The sequence below is a fragment of the Rhodococcus sp. NPDC055112 genome (assembly GCF_053607505.1).
In genome coordinates this window covers 79,150-96,780 of the sequence record NZ_JBSGTR010000005.1, presented here as the reverse complement: position 1 = coordinate 96,780, position 17,631 = coordinate 79,150, and the positions used below count along the sequence as shown (strand labels likewise).

At 68.9% G+C, this 17,631-nt stretch carries 15 protein-coding genes; 5 read left to right on the top strand and 10 right to left on the bottom strand.

All coding sequences use genetic code 11. The annotated features are described in order from the left end of the window. Positions 1-44: 44 nt before the first annotated feature. From trxA to ACWFRB_RS04375, 5 genes are all read right to left on the bottom strand, one after another. A complete protein-coding gene (gene trxA, locus ACWFRB_RS04395) occupies positions 45-413 on the bottom strand; it encodes a thioredoxin (RefSeq protein WP_452639124.1) in 369 nt (122 codons plus the stop codon). Between the two features lie 70 nt (positions 414-483). After that, entirely contained in the window at positions 484-909 is a 426-nt protein-coding gene (locus ACWFRB_RS04390) for a winged helix-turn-helix transcriptional regulator (RefSeq protein ID WP_077040672.1), read from the bottom strand. Between the two features lie 155 nt (positions 910-1,064). Continuing rightward, positions 1,065-2,570 (bottom strand): FAD-dependent monooxygenase, encoded by a 1,506-nt coding sequence (locus ACWFRB_RS04385; RefSeq protein WP_452639123.1) that lies wholly within the window; start codon positions 2,568-2,570, stop codon positions 1,065-1,067. Between the two features lie 2 nt (positions 2,571-2,572). After that, entirely contained in the window at positions 2,573-3,421 is an 849-nt protein-coding gene (locus tag ACWFRB_RS04380; protein ID WP_452639121.1) for an amidohydrolase family protein, read from the bottom strand. A 10-nt stretch (positions 3,422-3,431) separates the two neighbouring features. Beyond that, a complete protein-coding gene (locus ACWFRB_RS04375) occupies positions 3,432-4,598 on the bottom strand; it encodes an alpha/beta hydrolase (RefSeq protein WP_452639119.1) in 1,167 nt (388 codons plus the stop codon). A 162-nt stretch (positions 4,599-4,760) separates the two neighbouring features. On the opposite strand from ACWFRB_RS04375, the gene ACWFRB_RS04370 reads away from it, so the two are divergent. From ACWFRB_RS04370 to fahA, 4 genes are all read left to right on the top strand, one after another. Beyond that, entirely contained in the window at positions 4,761-5,489 is a 729-nt protein-coding gene (locus ACWFRB_RS04370; RefSeq protein WP_452639117.1) for a TetR/AcrR family transcriptional regulator, read from the top strand. A 242-nt stretch (positions 5,490-5,731) separates the two neighbouring features. Beyond that, positions 5,732-6,925, top strand: a complete 1,194-nt coding sequence (locus ACWFRB_RS04365; protein ID WP_452639116.1) for a homogentisate 1,2-dioxygenase — start codon at positions 5,732-5,734, stop codon at positions 6,923-6,925. Next, positions 6,922-7,800, top strand: a complete 879-nt coding sequence (locus ACWFRB_RS04360; RefSeq protein ID WP_452639114.1) for a hypothetical protein — start codon at positions 6,922-6,924, stop codon at positions 7,798-7,800. Before ACWFRB_RS04365 ends, ACWFRB_RS04360 begins: the two co-directional genes overlap by 4 nt. Then, the gene (gene fahA / locus ACWFRB_RS04355) at positions 7,797-8,969 is read left to right on the top strand and encodes a fumarylacetoacetase (protein ID WP_452639112.1); all 1,173 of its coding nucleotides are present in this window, start codon (positions 7,797-7,799) and stop codon (positions 8,967-8,969) included. Before ACWFRB_RS04360 ends, fahA begins: the two co-directional genes overlap by 4 nt. Positions 8,970-8,973: 4 nt before the next feature. Here the strand turns inward: fahA and ACWFRB_RS04350 are convergent, their stop codons facing one another. Then, complete coding sequence (locus ACWFRB_RS04350) at positions 8,974-9,951, bottom strand: DUF389 domain-containing protein (protein WP_452639111.1); 978 nt, start codon at positions 9,949-9,951, stop codon at positions 8,974-8,976. Between the two features lie 138 nt (positions 9,952-10,089). On the opposite strand from ACWFRB_RS04350, the gene ACWFRB_RS04345 reads away from it, so the two are divergent. After that, positions 10,090-12,039 (top strand): acyl-CoA dehydrogenase family protein, encoded by a 1,950-nt coding sequence (locus ACWFRB_RS04345; RefSeq protein ID WP_452639109.1) that lies wholly within the window; start codon positions 10,090-10,092, stop codon positions 12,037-12,039. A 25-nt stretch (positions 12,040-12,064) separates the two neighbouring features. On the opposite strand, the gene ACWFRB_RS04340 is transcribed toward ACWFRB_RS04345, so the two are convergent. The 4 genes from ACWFRB_RS04340 to ACWFRB_RS04325 form a co-directional block, all read right to left on the bottom strand. Further along, on the bottom strand, positions 12,065-13,888 hold the full coding sequence (locus tag ACWFRB_RS04340) for a glycoside hydrolase (RefSeq protein WP_452639107.1): 1,824 nt from the start codon (positions 13,886-13,888) through the stop codon (positions 12,065-12,067). Between the two features lie 173 nt (positions 13,889-14,061). After that, positions 14,062-15,351, bottom strand: a complete 1,290-nt coding sequence (locus tag ACWFRB_RS04335; RefSeq protein WP_452639105.1) for a HAMP domain-containing sensor histidine kinase — start codon at positions 15,349-15,351, stop codon at positions 14,062-14,064. A gap of 29 nt (positions 15,352-15,380) precedes the next feature. Further along, positions 15,381-16,049, bottom strand: a complete 669-nt coding sequence (locus ACWFRB_RS04330) for a response regulator transcription factor (RefSeq protein ID WP_452639103.1) — start codon at positions 16,047-16,049, stop codon at positions 15,381-15,383. A gap of 52 nt (positions 16,050-16,101) precedes the next feature. Continuing rightward, the gene (locus ACWFRB_RS04325) at positions 16,102-17,577 is read right to left on the bottom strand and encodes a flavin-containing monooxygenase (protein WP_452639101.1); all 1,476 of its coding nucleotides are present in this window, start codon (positions 17,575-17,577) and stop codon (positions 16,102-16,104) included. Positions 17,578-17,631: the final 54 nt, after the last annotated feature.

Sequence of the window (17,631 nt, the reverse complement as noted above, 5' to 3'; positions counted from 1 at the left end):
GTAACAGAACTACTGACTTCTGAGTAAGGTTACTTTTCAGTAAGTTACCGGGGACGGCGCCACCCGCTCCGCCGAGTGCGCGGCGAGGCCTCCGGCAGGTGCGGCTCCAGCGCCCGCATGATCGCCGCGCGGGGCTTGGCGCCGACCATCGTCGTGACCATTTCGCCGCCGATGAACAATGCCATGGTCGGCATGCTCATCACCTGATACTCCCTGGCCGTCCCTGGGTTCTCGTCGACGTCCAACGCGATGACGGCGAGGCGACCTGCCTCCTGGTCGGCGATCTGCTCGAGGACCGGCGCGATCATCTTGCACGGTGGGCACCAGCTCGCGGTGAACTTGACGAGGACGGGCGTCTCGGACGAGAGCACGTCGGTGGCGAAGGCGGCATCGGTGGTGGTGGCCAGGGACATGGAGCACTCCTTTGTCTCGGTACTTGCTGTCTCGGTACTTGCTTGTGTGCTCGAGCGTCGGACGTCGGGTTCAGCGATTGACCTGGGCGATGACTCGGTCGTGCACATCCGCGTCCCCGCCGCATTCACACACCAGGCGCGCGGTCACCCGGCCGCCGCAGCCCGTGTGCCGGTAGACCACTTCGGGCACCCCGCCGTCGGCGAGGTGCTTTTCCCCCCAGTCGGAGAACGCGGCCAGCACCGGCAACAGGTCGAGTCCCGCGTCGGTGAGGACGTACTCCTGCCTGGCCCGACTGCCCGGGACCCGGTAGTCCCTCGTGGCCAGCACGCCCGCGGCGATGAGCCGTTGCAGGCGGTCCGACAGCACCCCGCGCGGCGCACCGGTGGCGGCCCGCAGCTCGTCGAAGCGACGGAGGCCGAGCGCGACCTCACGAACGATCAGCAGGGCCCATCGCTCGCCGACCACGGCGAGGGTTTCGGAGAGGGTGCATGTCACGGTGCTGAGTCTAGACCCAGGACTTAGCTTTCGTCGAGAACCTCGAGTTCGCACTCACCCGCACGCCACCCGCCAGGCGCAAGCCCGCGCCTCGAGGTCCTTGTCCGAGTTCGGTGCCGAACCGATTGGCGCGCGACGGCGCGAGTCTCGAACGGTTACCCGGACACGCCAGGGACGGCCAGGCGGAGAAAGTCCTGATGCGCATTGCCGCCGGCGCCGTGGACGATCGACGCGATGTAACCGTCGGGGCGAACGACGATCTGCATGGGGCCCGTGCCGCCATAGATCTGCCGAAGGCCCTCCGCCGGCTGCGGAATGGCAACCCGCACGAGCGGAGCGCCCTCGTCGGGCCATTCGAGTGCCGAAGCCGCGCTCGATGCCCCGTCGCCCAGTGCCACGAGAGTGAAATGCGGTCCACGGAACGTCTCGTGCAGTGTCGTGGTCAGGCCGTCCGAGTCGACGTATTCGGCGTCGGGGGCGCGGTCACCAGACCGCGGGCCCGGCACCGGCGGGTCTGTGACAGACGCCAGAGGACCGCCGGCATAGGACAACGACAGCTGGCGTTCTTCGTCGCCGCGGGTGGCGGCGGCCATGGGTCGATCGGCCATGGCTGCATATATCTCGCTGGACAGCCCGAGCACCCGCGCGGCCACAGGCCGTCGCTCCGCTTCATACGTGTCGAGTAGGACTTCGGGCGCGCCTGCGAGGACCTGCGCGAGCTTCCACCCGAGGTTGTACGAATCCTGGATGCCGGTGTTCATCCCTTGACCCCCGGTGGGCGGATGGACATGCGCGGCGTCACCGACGAGAAGAACGTTCCCGACGCGGTAGCGCTCCGCGAGACGGATGTTTGGGCGCCACACCGATGCCCAGCCGATCCCCTGAATGGAGAGCTTGGCCTTGCCGACGAAGTCCCTGACGAGCGCCTCGACGGCCACTTGACCGACGTCCGCCTTGTCGTGGGGACGAAGCTTGAGCATCAACTGGAACTTGCCATCGGGCAGTGGGCACAGCGCCATGAACCTGCCCGCGTTGCGCGGCCAGATGTGCCACCGGTTGCGCGAGAGTCCCTCGAGTGTCACGTCGGCGACGATCATCCGGTCCTTCTCGTCGGTTGTGCCGGCGAATCCGATACCACTGGCCGCGCGCACGGTGCTGCCTCCACCGTCAGCTCCGACGAGATAGGTGGCGCGCACGTCCTCGGCCTTTCCGTCCGAGTGCATCACCGTTGCGACGACGGCCTCGGGACCGTCGGAAAAGGCGACCAGGCGGGTGCCGAACTCGACCTCGCCGCCGAGATCTGCGAGCCGTCGACGCAAGGCGGCGTCGGTGTCGTACTGCGCGATCAGCAGCGTGTTCGGATGCGGCACGTCCTCCGAGCGGTCGTGCAGCGGGATCATCACCTTCGGAATCGTGAACGGGCCGAGGTGCAGTCCGAGTTTCGGGTAAAGGGTGCTGCGCTCCTCGATGTACGGCAGCACGCCGAGGTCGTCGAGGACCTCAACCGTGCGGGGCTGCACTCCCTTGGCGCGCGAACCCTCGAATCCGCCTTCGGCAGCGGTGATCACGCGATGGCTTACGCCGCGGCGCTGCAGGTCGCATGCCAAGGCCAGTCCCGCCGGCCCTGCCCCGACCACCAGGACGTCAATGGTGCTGGTCACGTTCATTTCTCACTTCCGGTCAGACTGTTCGTCGGTGATGTGTGCGAGGTCCATCGGATCCAGTCGCGTACGCCGCGCCCCATGACGGATTCGAGGTCGGATCCGGCGAGCCAGGGAAGCTCCTCGGTGAACATCGACACGCATTCCCGCCAGGTGCAGGAAAGCCGAGTGATGTCCGTGCCCCAGAACATGCGGTCGGCTCCGAATGCGTCGAAGATGCGTCGTAGCACCTCGTGCGTGCTGGCGAACGGGTAGCGGTCCGTGGCCATGCTCGGCACACCGGTCGCCTTGACCGCGACGTTCGGTCGCGACGCCAGCGCGAGCAGGTCGCCAAGGTGATCGGCGGCCTGCGGCAAGGTGTAGAAGGGCAGGACTGCCAAGTGGTCCACCATGATCCGCATCTTGGGGAAGCGTGCGGCGAGGTCGCCGACCAGTGGCAGATGTTCGGGCATCACCATCAGCCCAACGGGGATCTCGCGTTGATCGGCGATGCCCCATAGCCAGTCCAGTGCATTGGAGTTCAGACCAGAGATCAGTTCCGGGGTGATTGCCACGAACCGGAGTCCGAGCATGCCGGGACGGTCGAGCAAGTGGTGAACCGTCGTGGGATTCGGGGGTCCGGCCAGCGGGATCCAGCCAAGGGTCGCGAACCGATCAGGGTGCCGTTCGGCTGCTTCGACGGCGTAGTCGTTGGCAGCGGGGTCCCAGACCGCAGGACAGTTGACGACCCGGTCGACCTGTGCGTCGTTCATGTCGGCCAGCGCATCCTCGATCGAGTACTGCTGCCGGCGGTGATGTGGAGGAGCACCATCGCCCTGCCACAGGTGGATCTGTGCGTCGACGATCTCCATGACCGCTGCCTCAGCCCTGGTGCGCTGTGGCCGCTGCGCCGAGCCGAGCTCGGATCCAGTCTGAGACCACCATGTCGCGGTCCTTGAGGTGGTTGTAGATGCAGTGGAGGCCGTCGGAGAACACGACCAGTTCCTGGTCGTCGGTCGGGGCGAGCCTGCTGACCATCTGAAGGAGTTCGTCCGAAACGAGCGGATCTTCGCCGCCGTGGACGATCAGCAAGGGGTAGCCCGCGTTGGGTCCGGTAGCCGTGGGATCGACCGTCCCCCAGATCGCGGCGGTCTGGTCGGCGTCTTCGCCCGCGCAGAACGCCATCATCTTGGTGAAGAAGGTGCCGATGCTCGGCGGCACCAGGCCCGGGGTGGCGATCCCACCGTTGTCGCCGCATGCGGCGATCCGCGGATCGGCGACGGCGACGGCCATCGCGAGGCTGCCCCCCATGCTGTTGCCGACGATGCCGATGGGCCGTCCCGGTGCGCGCCGTTCCACCTCGTCGATCACCTGCCGGAATGCGTTCAGCCAGCCGCGGGTCAGATAGACCCCGTTCACCATCCGCGACTCTCCCTGTCCCGGCGCGTCGAGCAGGTAGGCGTCGACACCGCGGGCCGCCAATGCCGCACCCATGCTGTCGAAGTCCATCGCCCAGCCCTCGACGCCTCCGATCACGATCGCCGAGGCGACCGCGTCCGGGCCGGCGGGCACAAGCCAGCCGGACAGCAGGCCCTCGTCGGACTCGACCGAGAAGTGCTCACGGTCGCCGGCGAGCCGTGCGGCCTGCGCGTACAGATCGCAGGCGCGGGCGTAGATCTCCCTGCGCTCGTCGGTATCGCTGAGCATCATCACCTGACTGATCCGGGTCAGCGCCGACGCGCGCCGCAAATAGCAGACCCGGGTGGCGACCGCGTGCGGCGCGGCACCGTGACACAGGTTCAGACACGTCTGCGCGATCGCCGCGGCGGCATCCTGCCATGACTGCCCGGCGAGGACTCGAGTCCGGAGCTCGGCTGCGTCCGCGTGGTCGACACCGTAACCGATGGTTCGTTCCAGGGAGAACTGCCGCAGTGCGGCCTGCGACTCGGCGCTGAGTGTCGCGATCGTGTCGTCGGTCTCCTGCACACGGATCGGGAACTTCCGAGACTCCACATTGGCCCGCGTCGTGCCGGAAGCGCTGTCACTCATGGCGTGAACTCCTGCTCGATTCTGATCACGTAGCCAGTCACTCCAACTTTCGGCTACACCGTATCCGTTATTGGCTCGGGGCACAATACGATGCATCGAAGACCTCCCGCTGCCGCGGGTGGATCGCCGAAACGAGAGCGTGAAAGCGATGGGGTGTATTTGATGTCCGACGCACCGATCCGGGGGCGTGCCGCCACCCCCTCACGCCGGGCCACCGCTATGGGGCGGCCGAAGATGCCCCTCGAACGCATCGTCCTTGGCGCGGTAGAACTCGTCGACGCCCACGGCGCCGACGCGCTGACCCTGCGCGCTCTCGCCCAACAACTCGGGTCCAGCACGGCGACGCTCTATCGTCACGTGGACAGCCGCGCCGAACTCGTCGGACATGTGGTCGACCATCTCATCGGCGAGATCGACCTCGACAGAGAAGGACTCGAGAAGCTCGACTGGTCTTGCGCATGCGAACGACTGGCGACCGCCTTCTTCGACGTCGTCCGCCGCCATCCCAATGCTGCGCCACTGCTCATCGAGTCGATCCCCACGGGCCCGCACGCGATGGCCTTTCGGGAGCTCACCCTCTCGATCCTGCTCACCGCCGGGTTTCCTGTCGAGATCGCGTTACGGTTGGCGATCTCCCTGGCCCGCTTCACCATCGGGTTCGCCATGCAGGTCCCCGCCATCGAACCGACAAAGGAGTCGGATGATGCCGCGGCGGTGGATCGCGTCAAAGACGCCGACCCCCGCCTGTACCCCTCGATCAGACGGACAGCGAACGCCTTCCCGATCCCGCTCGAAGACGAGTTCCACGTCGGCTTGGACCTGCTGCTCCGCGGTATGCGGGACTACATCACAGAGACATCGGTGCCGACATCGAGCGCCCCTGAAGCCTGAGGCGGTCGGGCAGCGCAGCCACCGGAGAGCTTCAGTCACCTCGATCCCGAGAAGCGCGGCTGCGATAGCGATCGACCACCAAATCAAGCTCCAATCGGGCGAACGGACCCAGACATCCCATGGGGCCGATTTCCGTGCCGACCTGACGGTGCGGGGCACGGCGATATAGTGGCAACTGGTGTGATCCGCATCACACAACGGGCCGAGGGGGCGGTCCGCAGCACGACGCCGGGAGGAACGCCATGCCCTTCTACCGCCAGGTCGGCCAGGTGCCACCGAAGCGCCATACGCAGTTCCGCGCGCCAGGCGGCGACCTCTACCGCGAGGAACTCATGGGCGAGGAGGGGTTCTCCTCCGACTCCGCGCTGCTGTACCACGTCGGTACCCCCTCGGCGATCGTCGACTCGACGGCATGGGAACTCCCGGACCAATCCCTGACGCCCAATCACCCCCTCCGGTCGCGGCACCTCAGACTCCACGAACTGGCGCGGAACCCAGGGGACGCGGACCCCGTCACCGGTCGACGCCTCGTACTCGGCAACGACGACGTCCGGATCTCCTACGTCGCGGCGCAGCAGGATTCGCCCCTGTACCGGAACGCCGTCGGCGACGAGTGCGTCTTCGTCGAGTCCGGATCCGCCACCGTCGAGACCGTGTTCGGGGCGCTCGGCGCCCGCCGCGGCGACTACGTCCTGCTCCCGCGTGGCACCACCCATCGGTGGCTGCCGAACCCGGGCGAACCCTTGCGCGCGTACGCGATCGAATCGAGCAGCCACATCGGGCCGGTCCACCGGTACCTGTCGCGGTTCGGACAGCTGCTCGAGCACGCGCCCTACTGCGAGCGCGATCTGCACGCGCCGACCGAGCCGCTGCTGCGCGACGGCACCGACGTCGAGGTACTGGTCAAACACCGCGGCAACACCGGGCTCGTCGGCACCCGCCTGGTCTGTCCCACCCACCCGTTCGACGTGGTCGGGTGGGACGGTTGCCTCTACCCGTACACCTTCAACGTCGCCGACTTCGAACCGATCACCGGCCGCGTGCACCAGCCCCCGCCCGCACATCAGGTGTTCGAGGGCGGGGGATTCGTGATCTGTAACTTCGTGCCACGCAAGGTCGACTACCACCCGCTCGCCATCCCGGTGCCGTACTACCACTCCAACGTCGACTCCGACGAGGTCATGTTCTACGTCGACGGCGACTACGAGGCGCGCAAGGGCTCGGGCATCGGCCGCGGCTCGATCTCCCTGCACCCCGGCGGCATCGCGCACGGACCGCAGCCGGGGGCGGCCGAGGCCAGCATCGGTGCCGAGTTCTTCGACGAGCTCGCCGTCATGGTCGACACCTTCCGGCCGCTCGCGCTCGGTGAGGGTGGGCTGGCCGTCGAGGATCCCGCCTACGCCTGGTCCTGGTCGGGCCGGGGGCCGTCGTCATGACCGCCCTGCTCGCGCACCTGGTCGACGACGCCGGCCTGTTCGAACCCGCCGGGCTCGACATGGCGGCGGCGGTGACACGCCACCGCCGCGACATCGCCTCAGGCCAACCGATGCTCACCCACCGGTTCCTGTGCCCCGCGTCCCGGATACCCGAACTGCTCGGCCACCTCGACGCCGACGACCGGTTCGCGGTGCTGGTCACCGCGGACGTGCCTGCGCTCGCGGATGCCCTTGCGGCACTGCACCACTCCCCCGGGGCCGAGCTGGTCGGCATCGAGTCGACGCTCACGGCTGGACCCGGCCAACTGGCCACGCTGATCGACGCCGCGGGAGGCGCGCACGCGGCGGTACCCCTGTTCGTCGAGCCGGCGACCTTCGCCGACGCCGCCGGGGTGATCTCCGCGCTTGCCGAGCGCCGGGCCGGAGACGGGGCGCCGCTCGGGGTGAAGCTGCGGTGCGGCGGGACCGGCGCCGACCTGTTCCCGACGCCTGCCGCCCTGGCCGCCGCGCTGGTCGAGGCCGCAGCCGCGGGGGTACCAGCCAAGGCCACCGCCGGGCTGCACCACGCGATCCGGCAGACCGACCCGGCGACCGGCCTCACCCAGCACGGGTTCCTCAATCTGGTGCTGGCCGCAGACACCGCGCGATCCGGATCGGCCGCGGAGACCGCCGCGGTGCTGGCCGACGAGGACAGGGACCGGCTGCGCTCGACCGCCCGCGCGCTGCACGACCCGGTGCCCGCGCGGGAGGTGCTGACCTGTTTCGGGTCGTGCGACACCGAGACCCCGATGCTCGAGGCGGTCCGGCTCGGCCTTGCGCCCACCCGATCGGGCGGCGGTCCTGCCACCTTCGGACTGGGAGGGGCCAGGGAATGACCAACTCGACTTACCACCTCCCCTACGGCGTGTTCTCCACCGGCGCCTTGCACCGGCACATCGGCGTCGCGTTCGGGGACCAGGTGCTCGATCTCACCTCCGTCGTCGACGAGGCCGCGCTGCGGTCGACCACCCTCAACGCCTTCCTCGCCCTCGGCCGCGTGCGCTGGGCGGAGGTACGCGCCGAGATCACCGAACTGCTGACCAGCCCGGCACACCGAGACCGGGTGCGGCCGTATCTGCACCCGCTGACCGAGGCGCACATGCACCTGCCGTTCGGCGTCGCGGACTACGTGGACTTCTACGCATCCGAGCAGCACGCCACCAACCTGGGCCGGATGTTCCGTCCCGGCGAGCCGCCGCTGCCGCCGAACTGGAAGCACCTGCCGATCGGCTATCACGGCCGCGCGGGCACCGTCGTGCCGTCGGGCACCGCCATCGTGCGGCCCACCGGTCAGCGCAAGGCCCTCGGCGATGCGTCGCCCACCGACGGTCCGACCCGCAGGCTCGACATCGAGGTCGAGCTCGGATTCGTGGTCGGCACCCCGAGCGATCCCGGAACCTGCGTCCGCACAGCTGATTTCGCCGATCACGTCTTCGGTGTCGTCCTGCTCAACGACTGGTCCGCCCGCGACCTGCAGTCCTGGGAGTACGTACCGCTCGGCCCCTTCCTCGGCAAGTCCTTCGCCACCTCGATCTCACCGTGGGTGGTGCCCCTGGCCGCGCTGGAGGCGGCCCGGCTGCCCCTCGTCGCACAAGACCCCGAGCCGCTCGCGTACCTGCGGGGCACCGAGAACTGGGGCCTGGACATCGATTTCGAGGTCGAACTGAACGGGCAGGTCGTATCCCGGCCGCCCTACCGCGGGATGTACTGGTCCCCCGCGCAGATGTTGGCGCACCTGACCTCCAATGGCGCCCGCCTACGCACCGGCGACCTGTTCGCCTCGGGGACCGTCTCCGGGCCCGGCCGCGACCAGGTCGGCTCGCTGATCGAGCTGACCGATGCCGGCCGGGAACCGATCACCCTTGCCGACGGCAGTACGCGCGCCTTCCTCGAGGACGGCGACGTGGTGACCATCGCGGCCACCGCGCCCTCCCCCTCCGGCGGACGATTCAGGCTCGGCGAGGTGACCGGGACGATCCTGCCCGCGGTGCCGCGCTCGAAATGAACCGCTACCGGCCGGCCTCGACTCGCTGACCGACGGTGTGTTGCACGACGACGGTCGGGTTCCAGGGCACGATCCCGTCGACCGAGCCCTGGAGTTCCTCGATCGAGGGCAGGTCGGCCGGGCTCGTGACGTCGACGAGGACGGTGTCCGACTGGACCGTGACCGTGCCGACCTCAGCGGACGGGGTCCCGCCGAGCCACTGCTCCGTCGCATCGCGAACCTGGCTCGCCCAGAGACTCGAGAGCGAATTGAGCACCATCGGGATGGCCACGACGACGGACGCCGCGGCAATGGCGAGATAGGCGCGGGTGCGCCGAGCCGTATCGGGGGTTTCGGCCGCATCACGCGCGTAGCCCGCGAGCATGAGGACCATCGTGCAGGCGGTGACGAGGGCGAGCATGTTCGAGAGGAACAGCACCAGCGCCCCGACGGCGAGGGACGGCGCACCCGACCCGAGGCAGACGCCGACGACCCCCAGCGGCGGTACGAGCGAGATGGCGATCGCCACGCCGGGAAGCACGTCACCGACATCGCGGCGGGCGATGGCGATCGATCCGGCGAACCCGGTCGCGATCGCGGCCAGCAGATCCATCAGCGTCGGCGAGGTGCGTCCGGTCACCTGTGAATTGGTCAGCACGTTGGTGGGATTCGGGAGAAGCTGTGCGATCAGCGCACCGAGTGCGACCACGGCGATGGCACTGACGAGGACGTAGAACAGGCTTCGGCCCACTGCCCCTGCCCGCCCGGTGACGATGCCGAGCCCGATGCCCAGGATCGGCGTCGAGAGCGGCGCCACGATCATCGCTCCGATGACGGTGGCGGTGGAGTCGCTGATCACACCGGCGACGGCGATCGTCGCCGACAGCAGCAACATCAGCCAGTAGGCCGACCGTTTGGCGGTGACATCACCGACCTCGAGGTCCAGGCGATCGCCGAGCTCGTCGAGGGTGCGGCGTTGGTTGTCCGGTATCAGCGTGATCATCGTCGTCCTCGCGCGTTCGGCATCTCGACCCTGACCTGGCCAGGTCAGCATAGGGCCGAGGCAACCCTCTCGGGCCCAACGCCGACCCGCGCCGTGACGCCCACGCACGACCGCCACCGCTGCGCTACCGTCGGAACCATGGCCACCACAGCGGACCACCTGCGGACCACACTCGACGGGCAGTGGCGGGAGGTGCGCGAGAAGGTCCGGGTGGACCTGACCCGCGAGGAATTCGCCCCGCATTTCACCCCCGACCTCCAGGCCGCCAGGGCCAAGGCGCTCGAGCAGATGCGGATTCTCGCCGAGTCCGGCTACGCGGCCAACGGTTTCGCCGCCGCGCACGGCGGTACCGGCGATGTGGGCGCCGCGGTGACCAGCATCGAGATGCTCGCCATGTCGGATCTCTCGCTCATGGTCAAGGCGGGCGTCCAATGGGGCCTGTTCGGCGGCGCCATCGAGAACCTCGGCACCGCACGCCATCACGCGGCATACGTCAAGCCGCTGATCGACCTCGACCTGCTCGGCTGCTTCGCCATGACCGAGACCGGCCACGGCAGCGACGTCCAGGCACTGGAGACCACCGCGAGCTACGACCCGGACACGCAGGAATTCGTGATCGACTCCCCGACCCCGTCCTCCCGCAAGGACTACATCGGCGGTGCGGCCCAGCACGCCCGGATGGCGGCGGTGTTCGCCCAGTTGATCACCGCGGCACCGGGCGAGGAGGCGACGTCGCGGGGCGTGCACTGCTTCGTGGTACCGATCCGCGGCGAGGACGGTGCCGACCTGCCTGGCGTCACCACCTCCGACTGCGGCCACAAGGGCGGCCTGCCCGGGGTCGACAACGGCCGGATCGTCTTCGACCAGGTGCGGGTGCCGCGGGAGAACCTGCTCAACAGGTACGCCGACGTCGAGGAGGACGGGACGTACTCCTCCCCGATCGAGAACCCGAACCGGCGCTTCTTCACCATGGTGGGCACCCTGATCCGCGGCCGCGTCACCGTCGGCGGCGCGGCGGGCGCCGCCGCCCGGGTGGCGCTGAGCATCGCGACCCGATACGCGTTGCAGCGCAGGCAGTTCGACAAGCCACCGAGTCAATCGACCCTCGCTTCGCTCGCCCCGGCGAACGACGAGGTCCTCATCATGGACTATCTGGTGCACCAGCGCCGGCTGCTGCCGCTGATCGCGAAGTCCTATGCCCTGCACTTCGCGCAGAACCAGCTGGTGACCAGGCTGCACGACATCCAGACCGCGGACGAGGTGGACCCGCAGGAGCAGCGCGAGCTGGAGGCAAGGGCCGCCGGGCTCAAGGTCGCCAACACCTGGCACGCCACCCGGGCGATCCAGGAATGCCGCGAGGCCTGTGGCGGCGCCGGATATCTCACCGAGAACCGGCTTGTCGCGCTCAAGGCCGACACCGACGTGTTCACCACCTTCGAGGGCGACAACCACGTGCTGACCCAGCTCGTCGCGAAGGAGCTGCTCACCGCGTATGCCGAGGAGGTCCGCGGCATGAGTCCCGTCGAGTGGATGCGCTTCGCTGCCACCACCGTCTCCGATGTGGTCAAGAAGCGCACCGCCGCCCAGCAGATCATCCAGACCATCCTCGACACCCGGCAGGACAACGAGGAGGACGGCAGCCTGTTCAACCGGGGCACGCAGCTGACGATGTTCTCCGACCGCGAGGAGTACCTGCTGTCCACGGCCGCCCGCCGGCTGCAGGGCGCGCAGAAGCGCGAGGACGACCCCTTCGATGCCTTCAACTCCGTGCAGGACCACGTGCTGTGGGCGGCCGAGGCGCACATCGACCGGGTGGTGCTCGAGGCGTTCGTCGCCGGCATCGACTCATGCGAGGACGAGGCTTCCGCTGACCTGCTCGGCGACCTGTGCGATCTGTACGCGCTCACGCTGATCGAGGAGGACAAGGCCTGGTTCATGGAGCACCGGCACCTGTCCGTCGAGCGCGCGAAGGCGGTGACCCGCGGCGTCAACGAACGCTGTCGCACGCTGCGCCCGCACGCCCTGACCCTGATCGAGGGGTTCGCGGTGCCGGAATCAACGCTCGGCGCGGCGATGCTGGGCGGCTGATCGGGGGCCCGGCAACGGCGGCCCGTCACGGACACAGGGTCGTCAGCTCGCCACCGATCGATGCGGTCACGCAGCCCGGCGCTGCGCCTCCGAGGTCGGCGTCATCGAACGCGCGATCGCCGAAGTTCGCCGTCACCACGAGCTTTCCGTCGCCGAACGTGGTGCGCTGGACCGTGCGGTCCTCGGTCAGCCAGCGGAAGTCGGTCATCGGCTCGGTCCCGGCTGCCTCCTGGATGGTGGTGAAGAACTTCTGCATGGTTGCCATCCTCGGACCCTCTTCCTCGATGGTCTGCGCATTCAGGGCGTAGTTCAACGGGGTGTTGTAGAGCATCGCGAGCAAAGCGCGGGTGATCTGCAGGGATGGCAGCTTGTTGAAGGACAGCTCCCAACGATCCGTGCTGACCACCGAATCGTGCAGCACCGTCTCGTACAGCGGCACACGGTACTTCGGGTCGAACATCCCGGTGCGCAGCTTCTCGGGCAGCTCGACCGGCTTGAAGAAGGTGGCCGGTCCGTTCTTCCCCCAGTACGCGCCCCACGTCGCCTTGTCCCGTTCCAACTTCCAGAGGTCGTTCATCACCGGCGTGCTCGAGCCGTGGCTGAAGGACACGACACCGTTGGCCCACGACCCGACCGTCTCCGAGCCCAGCACCAGGTCCTCGCCGATCGCCCCCATCCGATCGAGGCGGTTCTGCCGGTCCCCGAACTGGGTCATGGGGTGGTCGGGGCTGTGGTCGTCGAAGACCTCGCCGGTCGCATCGACATCGAGGAAGTAGCTGTTCGAGCCGTTGTCCACCTTCGCGGCGACCCGGTTCGCCAGCAGATCCGGGTGCGCCGCCAGCGCCTGCGAGCTCAGGTAGCAACCCCGGCCGCCGAATCCACCTTCCCGCTCGCCGTTCTCGTCGACGACGCAGTCCCCCGGCCACACCCCGTCTGGCCACCGGGAGGACGGATTGTCGACCTCACCCGACGGGTCCTGCGCGTTACCGAAGGTGTCGTACGGTCCGACGAGATAGCCTGCGTCCGTTGCGGTCTCGACGGCCTCTCGGGTCATCGGCTGCTCGTCCGAGTCGTAGCCCAGCCACATTCTCGAGATGCCCAGCTCCTGCAGTCGGCGCATCGAATCGGGGGTGCGCCCGTCGCCCCACAGGTAGGCGTGGAAGGCACCGACGAGCTTCTCGGTGTCCGGGTTCGCGGCGATCTTCTCCTCCAGGGTGCTCAGCTTGCCCTGCTGCTGCAGCAGCGCACGGTAGTCCTTGGCGGCGGCCACCGGCGACCCGTCGGTGACCGACAGTGCCACGGTGTACGTATCGGTGCCCCTGGCCTCACTGAACTCGTGCACGGAGGTCGTGCGTAGCCGGCCGTCGACGGAGCTGAACCCCAGCGTGGTGCCGATGTCGGTCGGCACCAGGTAGCTCGCACCGAGGGCACCGGCGCTGTATCCCCAGAACGGCATGGTCAGCTCCTGCAGCCGCTGGCCCTCGTCTCCCACGAGACCCGTGTCGGGGTCGTTCCAGAAGGCATCGTCGACCGGGATGCTCAGTCCCTCGCCCTGCGGCAACTGCAGATCCCGCGCACCGGCGCCGGTGACCGGCCATGCCAGCTCCTGATCGCCGCTGCCGGTGATGTCGACGACGAGCCGACCGTCGCGCGCGGAGGCCGTGACCTCGAGACCGCGTTCCGGATACGACCAGTGCGCGCGGGAGGCGTCCACCGAGATCTCCCCCGGTGCGCCCAGGTCCGTTTCCACCGCAGCGGACAGCTCGACGGGGCCCCGGACTGTCAGGTCGTTCACGTCGACCCGCGCCTCGCCGCCGTCGATCGGCACGATCACCGTGTTCCCGTCCACACGGATAGCCGAATCCGACTGCCCTGCGGAACATCCCGTTGCCGCGAGCGCCAGCGCCACGGCGGCAACCGTTGCCGTGGCGACAGCTCGAGTCGATGTCAGTGCTCTCATGACCAGCGAAGGTAGGCGCCGAACGTTAGAGGAAGATCAGAGCAGCGCGCCGATCCGCAGGCTCACCGGGAGGGTGGCAGCCGCACCGTGAAGAGCGCACCGCCGCCGGGTGCGTTCGCCGCGGTGATGACCGCCCCGTGCGCTCGGGCGATCTGCTGCGCCATGGCGAGACCGAGCCCGGACCCCGCGGTGCCCCGCGAGCGCGCCGATCGGTAGAAGCGCTCGAAGACCAGGCCCAGGTCCGCCTCGTCGATTCCGGAGCCGTGATCGCGCACCGTGAGGACGCCGTCCGCAAGGGCGATGTCGACCGCACCGCCTGCCGGGCTGAACTTGGCCGCGTTGTCGACCAGGTTCGAGACGAGCTTCGCCAGCCGTGCGCGGGTCCCGTGCACGGTGTGCGCGCCGACCGAGACCCGGAAGTCGATCTCCGGCCAGTGCGCGCGGGCGGCCTCGACCACCTCCGTCACGACGTCGCCGAAGGCAACGTCCTCGGTCGCGATGTCCGGTTCGGATCCCTGCGCGAGATCGACGATGTCGTCGATCAGCGTGCGCATGTCGGCGGTGCTGCGCGCCAGCGCAGCGCGCACCCTGGTCCGCTGCACCTCGGTCAACCCGTCGCCTCGCGCCAGCAACTCGGCGTTCGCGATGATCCCCGTCAACGGTGTCCGCAGCTCGTGCGAGGCGTCGGAGACGAGCTGACGCTGGGCGCGGAGGGAGTCGTCGAGGGCGCGCAGCATGGTGTTCATCGATTCGCCGAGTCTCGCCAGCTCGTCGGACCCGTCCACGACGATCTCCCGGCTCGGATCGCGTTCCTTCGCGACCAACTGCGCCTCCCGGGAGAGCCGGGTGACCGGGCGCAGCGTGTAGCGCGCCACCGCGTAGCCGAGTGCGGCGCTGATCACGATGCCTGCGCCGCACAGCAGCGCGAGAAATCGGGCGATCCGGTCCAGCGCCCGGAATTGCTGATCGGCGCGGACAGCGACCAGAAGGGCACCGCCGTCCAGCAGCGGGGTCACGTACATCCGACCGGGAAGGCCCGCGAGATCGATGTTCGTCAGGAAGGGATCCGACTCGCCTCTGATGACCGCGTCCACGCCCTCCGGTTCCGGCAGCACGACGGGCCGCTCGTCCACGGTGTCGAGCACCTCGAAGCACGCGGGTGAGGCGAGGGTCGCGCATTCGGTCCCGTCACCCAGGTCCTTGCCCGCGTGCAGTTGCAGCTGCAGCGCGGTCGCCTCCCGGATCAGCCCGAGGTCCAGGCTCCTGTACACCTCACGAGAAGAGATCCAGTAGGCCCCCGCCGCACAGGCGAGCACCACCGCAGCGACGGCGACCGACGTGACGATCGCCATGCGCGTCCTGATGGGCAGGCGGCCCCGCGTCACGGCGGCGCCAACCGATAGCCGAGTCCGCGGACTGTGTGGATGATGCGCGGCTCACCGCCCGACTCCAGCTTCGTGCGGAGGTAGCTGACGTAGACGGCGAGCGAATTGGACTGGGATCCGAAGTCGTGCCCCCAGACCCGATCGGTGATGACCTCCCGCGTCAGCGTCTGACCGGCATTGGCCATCAACAGCTCGAGCAGCGCGAACTCGGTCTGCGTGAAGTCGATGCTCCGACCCGAGCGGACGCCGCGACGGGCCTCCGGGTCGATCGTGAGGTCCCCGAATTCCACGGCAGGCTCGGGGGGCGCCGCTCGGCGCAGCAGCGCCCGCACCCGGGCCGCGAGTTCATCGATGTCGAAGGGCTTCGGCAGGTAGTCGTCCGCGCCCGCGTCGAGCCCGGCGATCCTGTCGCCCACCTCGGAGCGGGCCGTCAGCACCAGGATCGGGATCCGATCACCCCGCGCGCGCAGCAACCGGCACACCGACAGACCGTCGATTCCCGGCATCGTCACGTCGAGCACCATCGCATCGAAGGCGTCCTGCCCGAGCGCGGCCAGCGCGGCGCTCCCGTCGCCGACCGACCGCACCTCGTGTCCATCGAGTTCGAGCGCGGTCACGACGGCCTCGCGGACCGAGGGATCGTCGTCGACGACAAGAATCATCACCCCATCGTGCCCGACATCGGTCCGCCCCGGCCACGACTGTCTCCGGTCGACCTCAGAGGAGGTGGTGGTCGTGCCTGCTCACCCGCCGGGTCCGCAACCAGTACTGCCACGAGAATCCCGGCCACACAGAGTGGTTGATTCCGTTGGCGTCGACGTACCAGCTCGAGCACCCACCCGTGCTCCAGACCGCGGTGGCCAGTCGCGCGTGCAGGTCGTCGTGGAAGGCGGCCTGCGCGTCCGCGCGGACCTCGAGGGCGCTCGCCCGCTCGCGATCGACCAGTTCCATCGCCCGCAGCGCGTACCGCACCTGCGACTCGATCATGAACACGACCGAGTTGTGCCCCAGCCCGGTGTTGGGCCCGGTGAGGAAGAACGCGTTGGGCAGGCCCGAGACCGAGATGCCGAGGTGGGTCCGGATCCCGTCCCGCATCCACCGCTCCTGCAGGGTGACCCCGTCGCGACCCGCGAGCGGCAGTCGGGCCAGCGAGCCTGCGACCCGGAAGCCGGTCGCGTACACGATGACATCGGCCGCGCGCTCGGTCCCGTCCGCGGTGACGATGCCGTCGGGCGTGATCTCAGCGATCCGGTCCACGATCAGCTCCGCGCCCGGCCGGGTCAGCGCCGGGAAGTAGCTGTCGGAGCGCAGAATCCGCTTGCAGCCGATCCGGTAGCCGGGGGTGAGCTTCGCCCGCAGGGCGGGGTCATGGACCTGCCGCCGGAGGTGCCGCCTCGCCCGCCACTCCATCGGTCGGGTCAGGGCGGGGTGCCCGTTGAGGCCCACGGCCAGGAGTTCGGCGTTCCAGTAGGTCAGGCCCCGGACGAGTCTGCGGAGCACCGGCACCCGACCGATCGCGCGCGCGACCCGCCCGGCCTCCCGGCGCGGCAACACCCAGGGCGGCGTGCGCTGATACAACTGGACCGAGCCGGCAACGGCCGCGATCTCGGGCACCATCTGGATCGCGCTCGCGCCGGTTCCGATGACCGCGACCCGCTTGCCGGTGAGGTCGACCCCGTGGTCCCATCGCGCCGAATGAAACGCGACGCCGCCGAAGGACGCGGCACCGGGCGTCTTCGGCACCTTGGGCAGATGGAGGGCTCCGGTACCGACCACCAGGTACTGCGCCACGAACTCCCGGCCGGTGGTGGTGAACAGGTGCCACCGCCCGTCGGCCTCGTCCCAGTGACCGCGCTCGACCTCCACGCCGAATTCGATCTTGTGCAGGAGGCCGTACTCGACGCTCACCTTGCGCAGGTAGCGGAGGATCTCCGGCTGCGATGCCCGGACACCGCCCCAGGCCTGCTGCGCGAAGGAGTACGAGTAGAGGGCGGATGGCACGTCGCACTCGCAACCGGGGTACGTGTTCTCCCGCCAGGTGCCGCCGACGTCCTCGGCCTTCTCGAGCACGATGAAGTCGTCATGACCCGCTCGGGTCAGGCCTGCCGCCATGCCGAGCCCGGCGAAACCCGCCCCGATCACCACCACCCGGGTATGCCGGACCTCGCCGCGACCTGTCCCTGCCTGCTTCACCGATCTCCCTGCCCTCACGCCAACTTGAACAGTGTTCAAGTTGGCGTGGGGTTC

What these genes read in the sequence shown, in the direction of transcription:
- trxA (WP_452639124.1), bottom strand. Translation starts at nt 413, where the DNA reads ATGTCCCTGGCCACCACCACCGATGCCGCCTTCGCCACCGACGTGCTC.
- ACWFRB_RS04375 (WP_452639119.1), bottom strand. Translation starts at nt 4,598, where the DNA reads ATGAGTGACAGCGCTTCCGGCACGACGCGGGCCAATGTGGAGTCTCGG.
- fahA (WP_452639112.1), top strand. Translation starts at nt 7,797, where the DNA reads ATGACCAACTCGACTTACCACCTCCCCTACGGCGTGTTCTCCACCGGC.
- ACWFRB_RS04365 (WP_452639116.1), top strand. Translation starts at nt 5,732, where the DNA reads ATGCCCTTCTACCGCCAGGTCGGCCAGGTGCCACCGAAGCGCCATACG.
- ACWFRB_RS04370 (WP_452639117.1), top strand. Translation starts at nt 4,761, where the DNA reads ATGTCCGACGCACCGATCCGGGGGCGTGCCGCCACCCCCTCACGCCGG.
- ACWFRB_RS04345 (WP_452639109.1), top strand. Translation starts at nt 10,090, where the DNA reads ATGGCCACCACAGCGGACCACCTGCGGACCACACTCGACGGGCAGTGG.
- ACWFRB_RS04360 (WP_452639114.1), top strand. Translation starts at nt 6,922, where the DNA reads ATGACCGCCCTGCTCGCGCACCTGGTCGACGACGCCGGCCTGTTCGAA.
- ACWFRB_RS04350 (WP_452639111.1), bottom strand. Translation starts at nt 9,951, where the DNA reads ATGATCACGCTGATACCGGACAACCAACGCCGCACCCTCGACGAGCTC.
- ACWFRB_RS04335 (WP_452639105.1), bottom strand. Translation starts at nt 15,351, where the DNA reads ATGGCGATCGTCACGTCGGTCGCCGTCGCTGCGGTGGTGCTCGCCTGT.
- ACWFRB_RS04380 (WP_452639121.1), bottom strand. Translation starts at nt 3,421, where the DNA reads ATGGAGATCGTCGACGCACAGATCCACCTGTGGCAGGGCGATGGTGCT.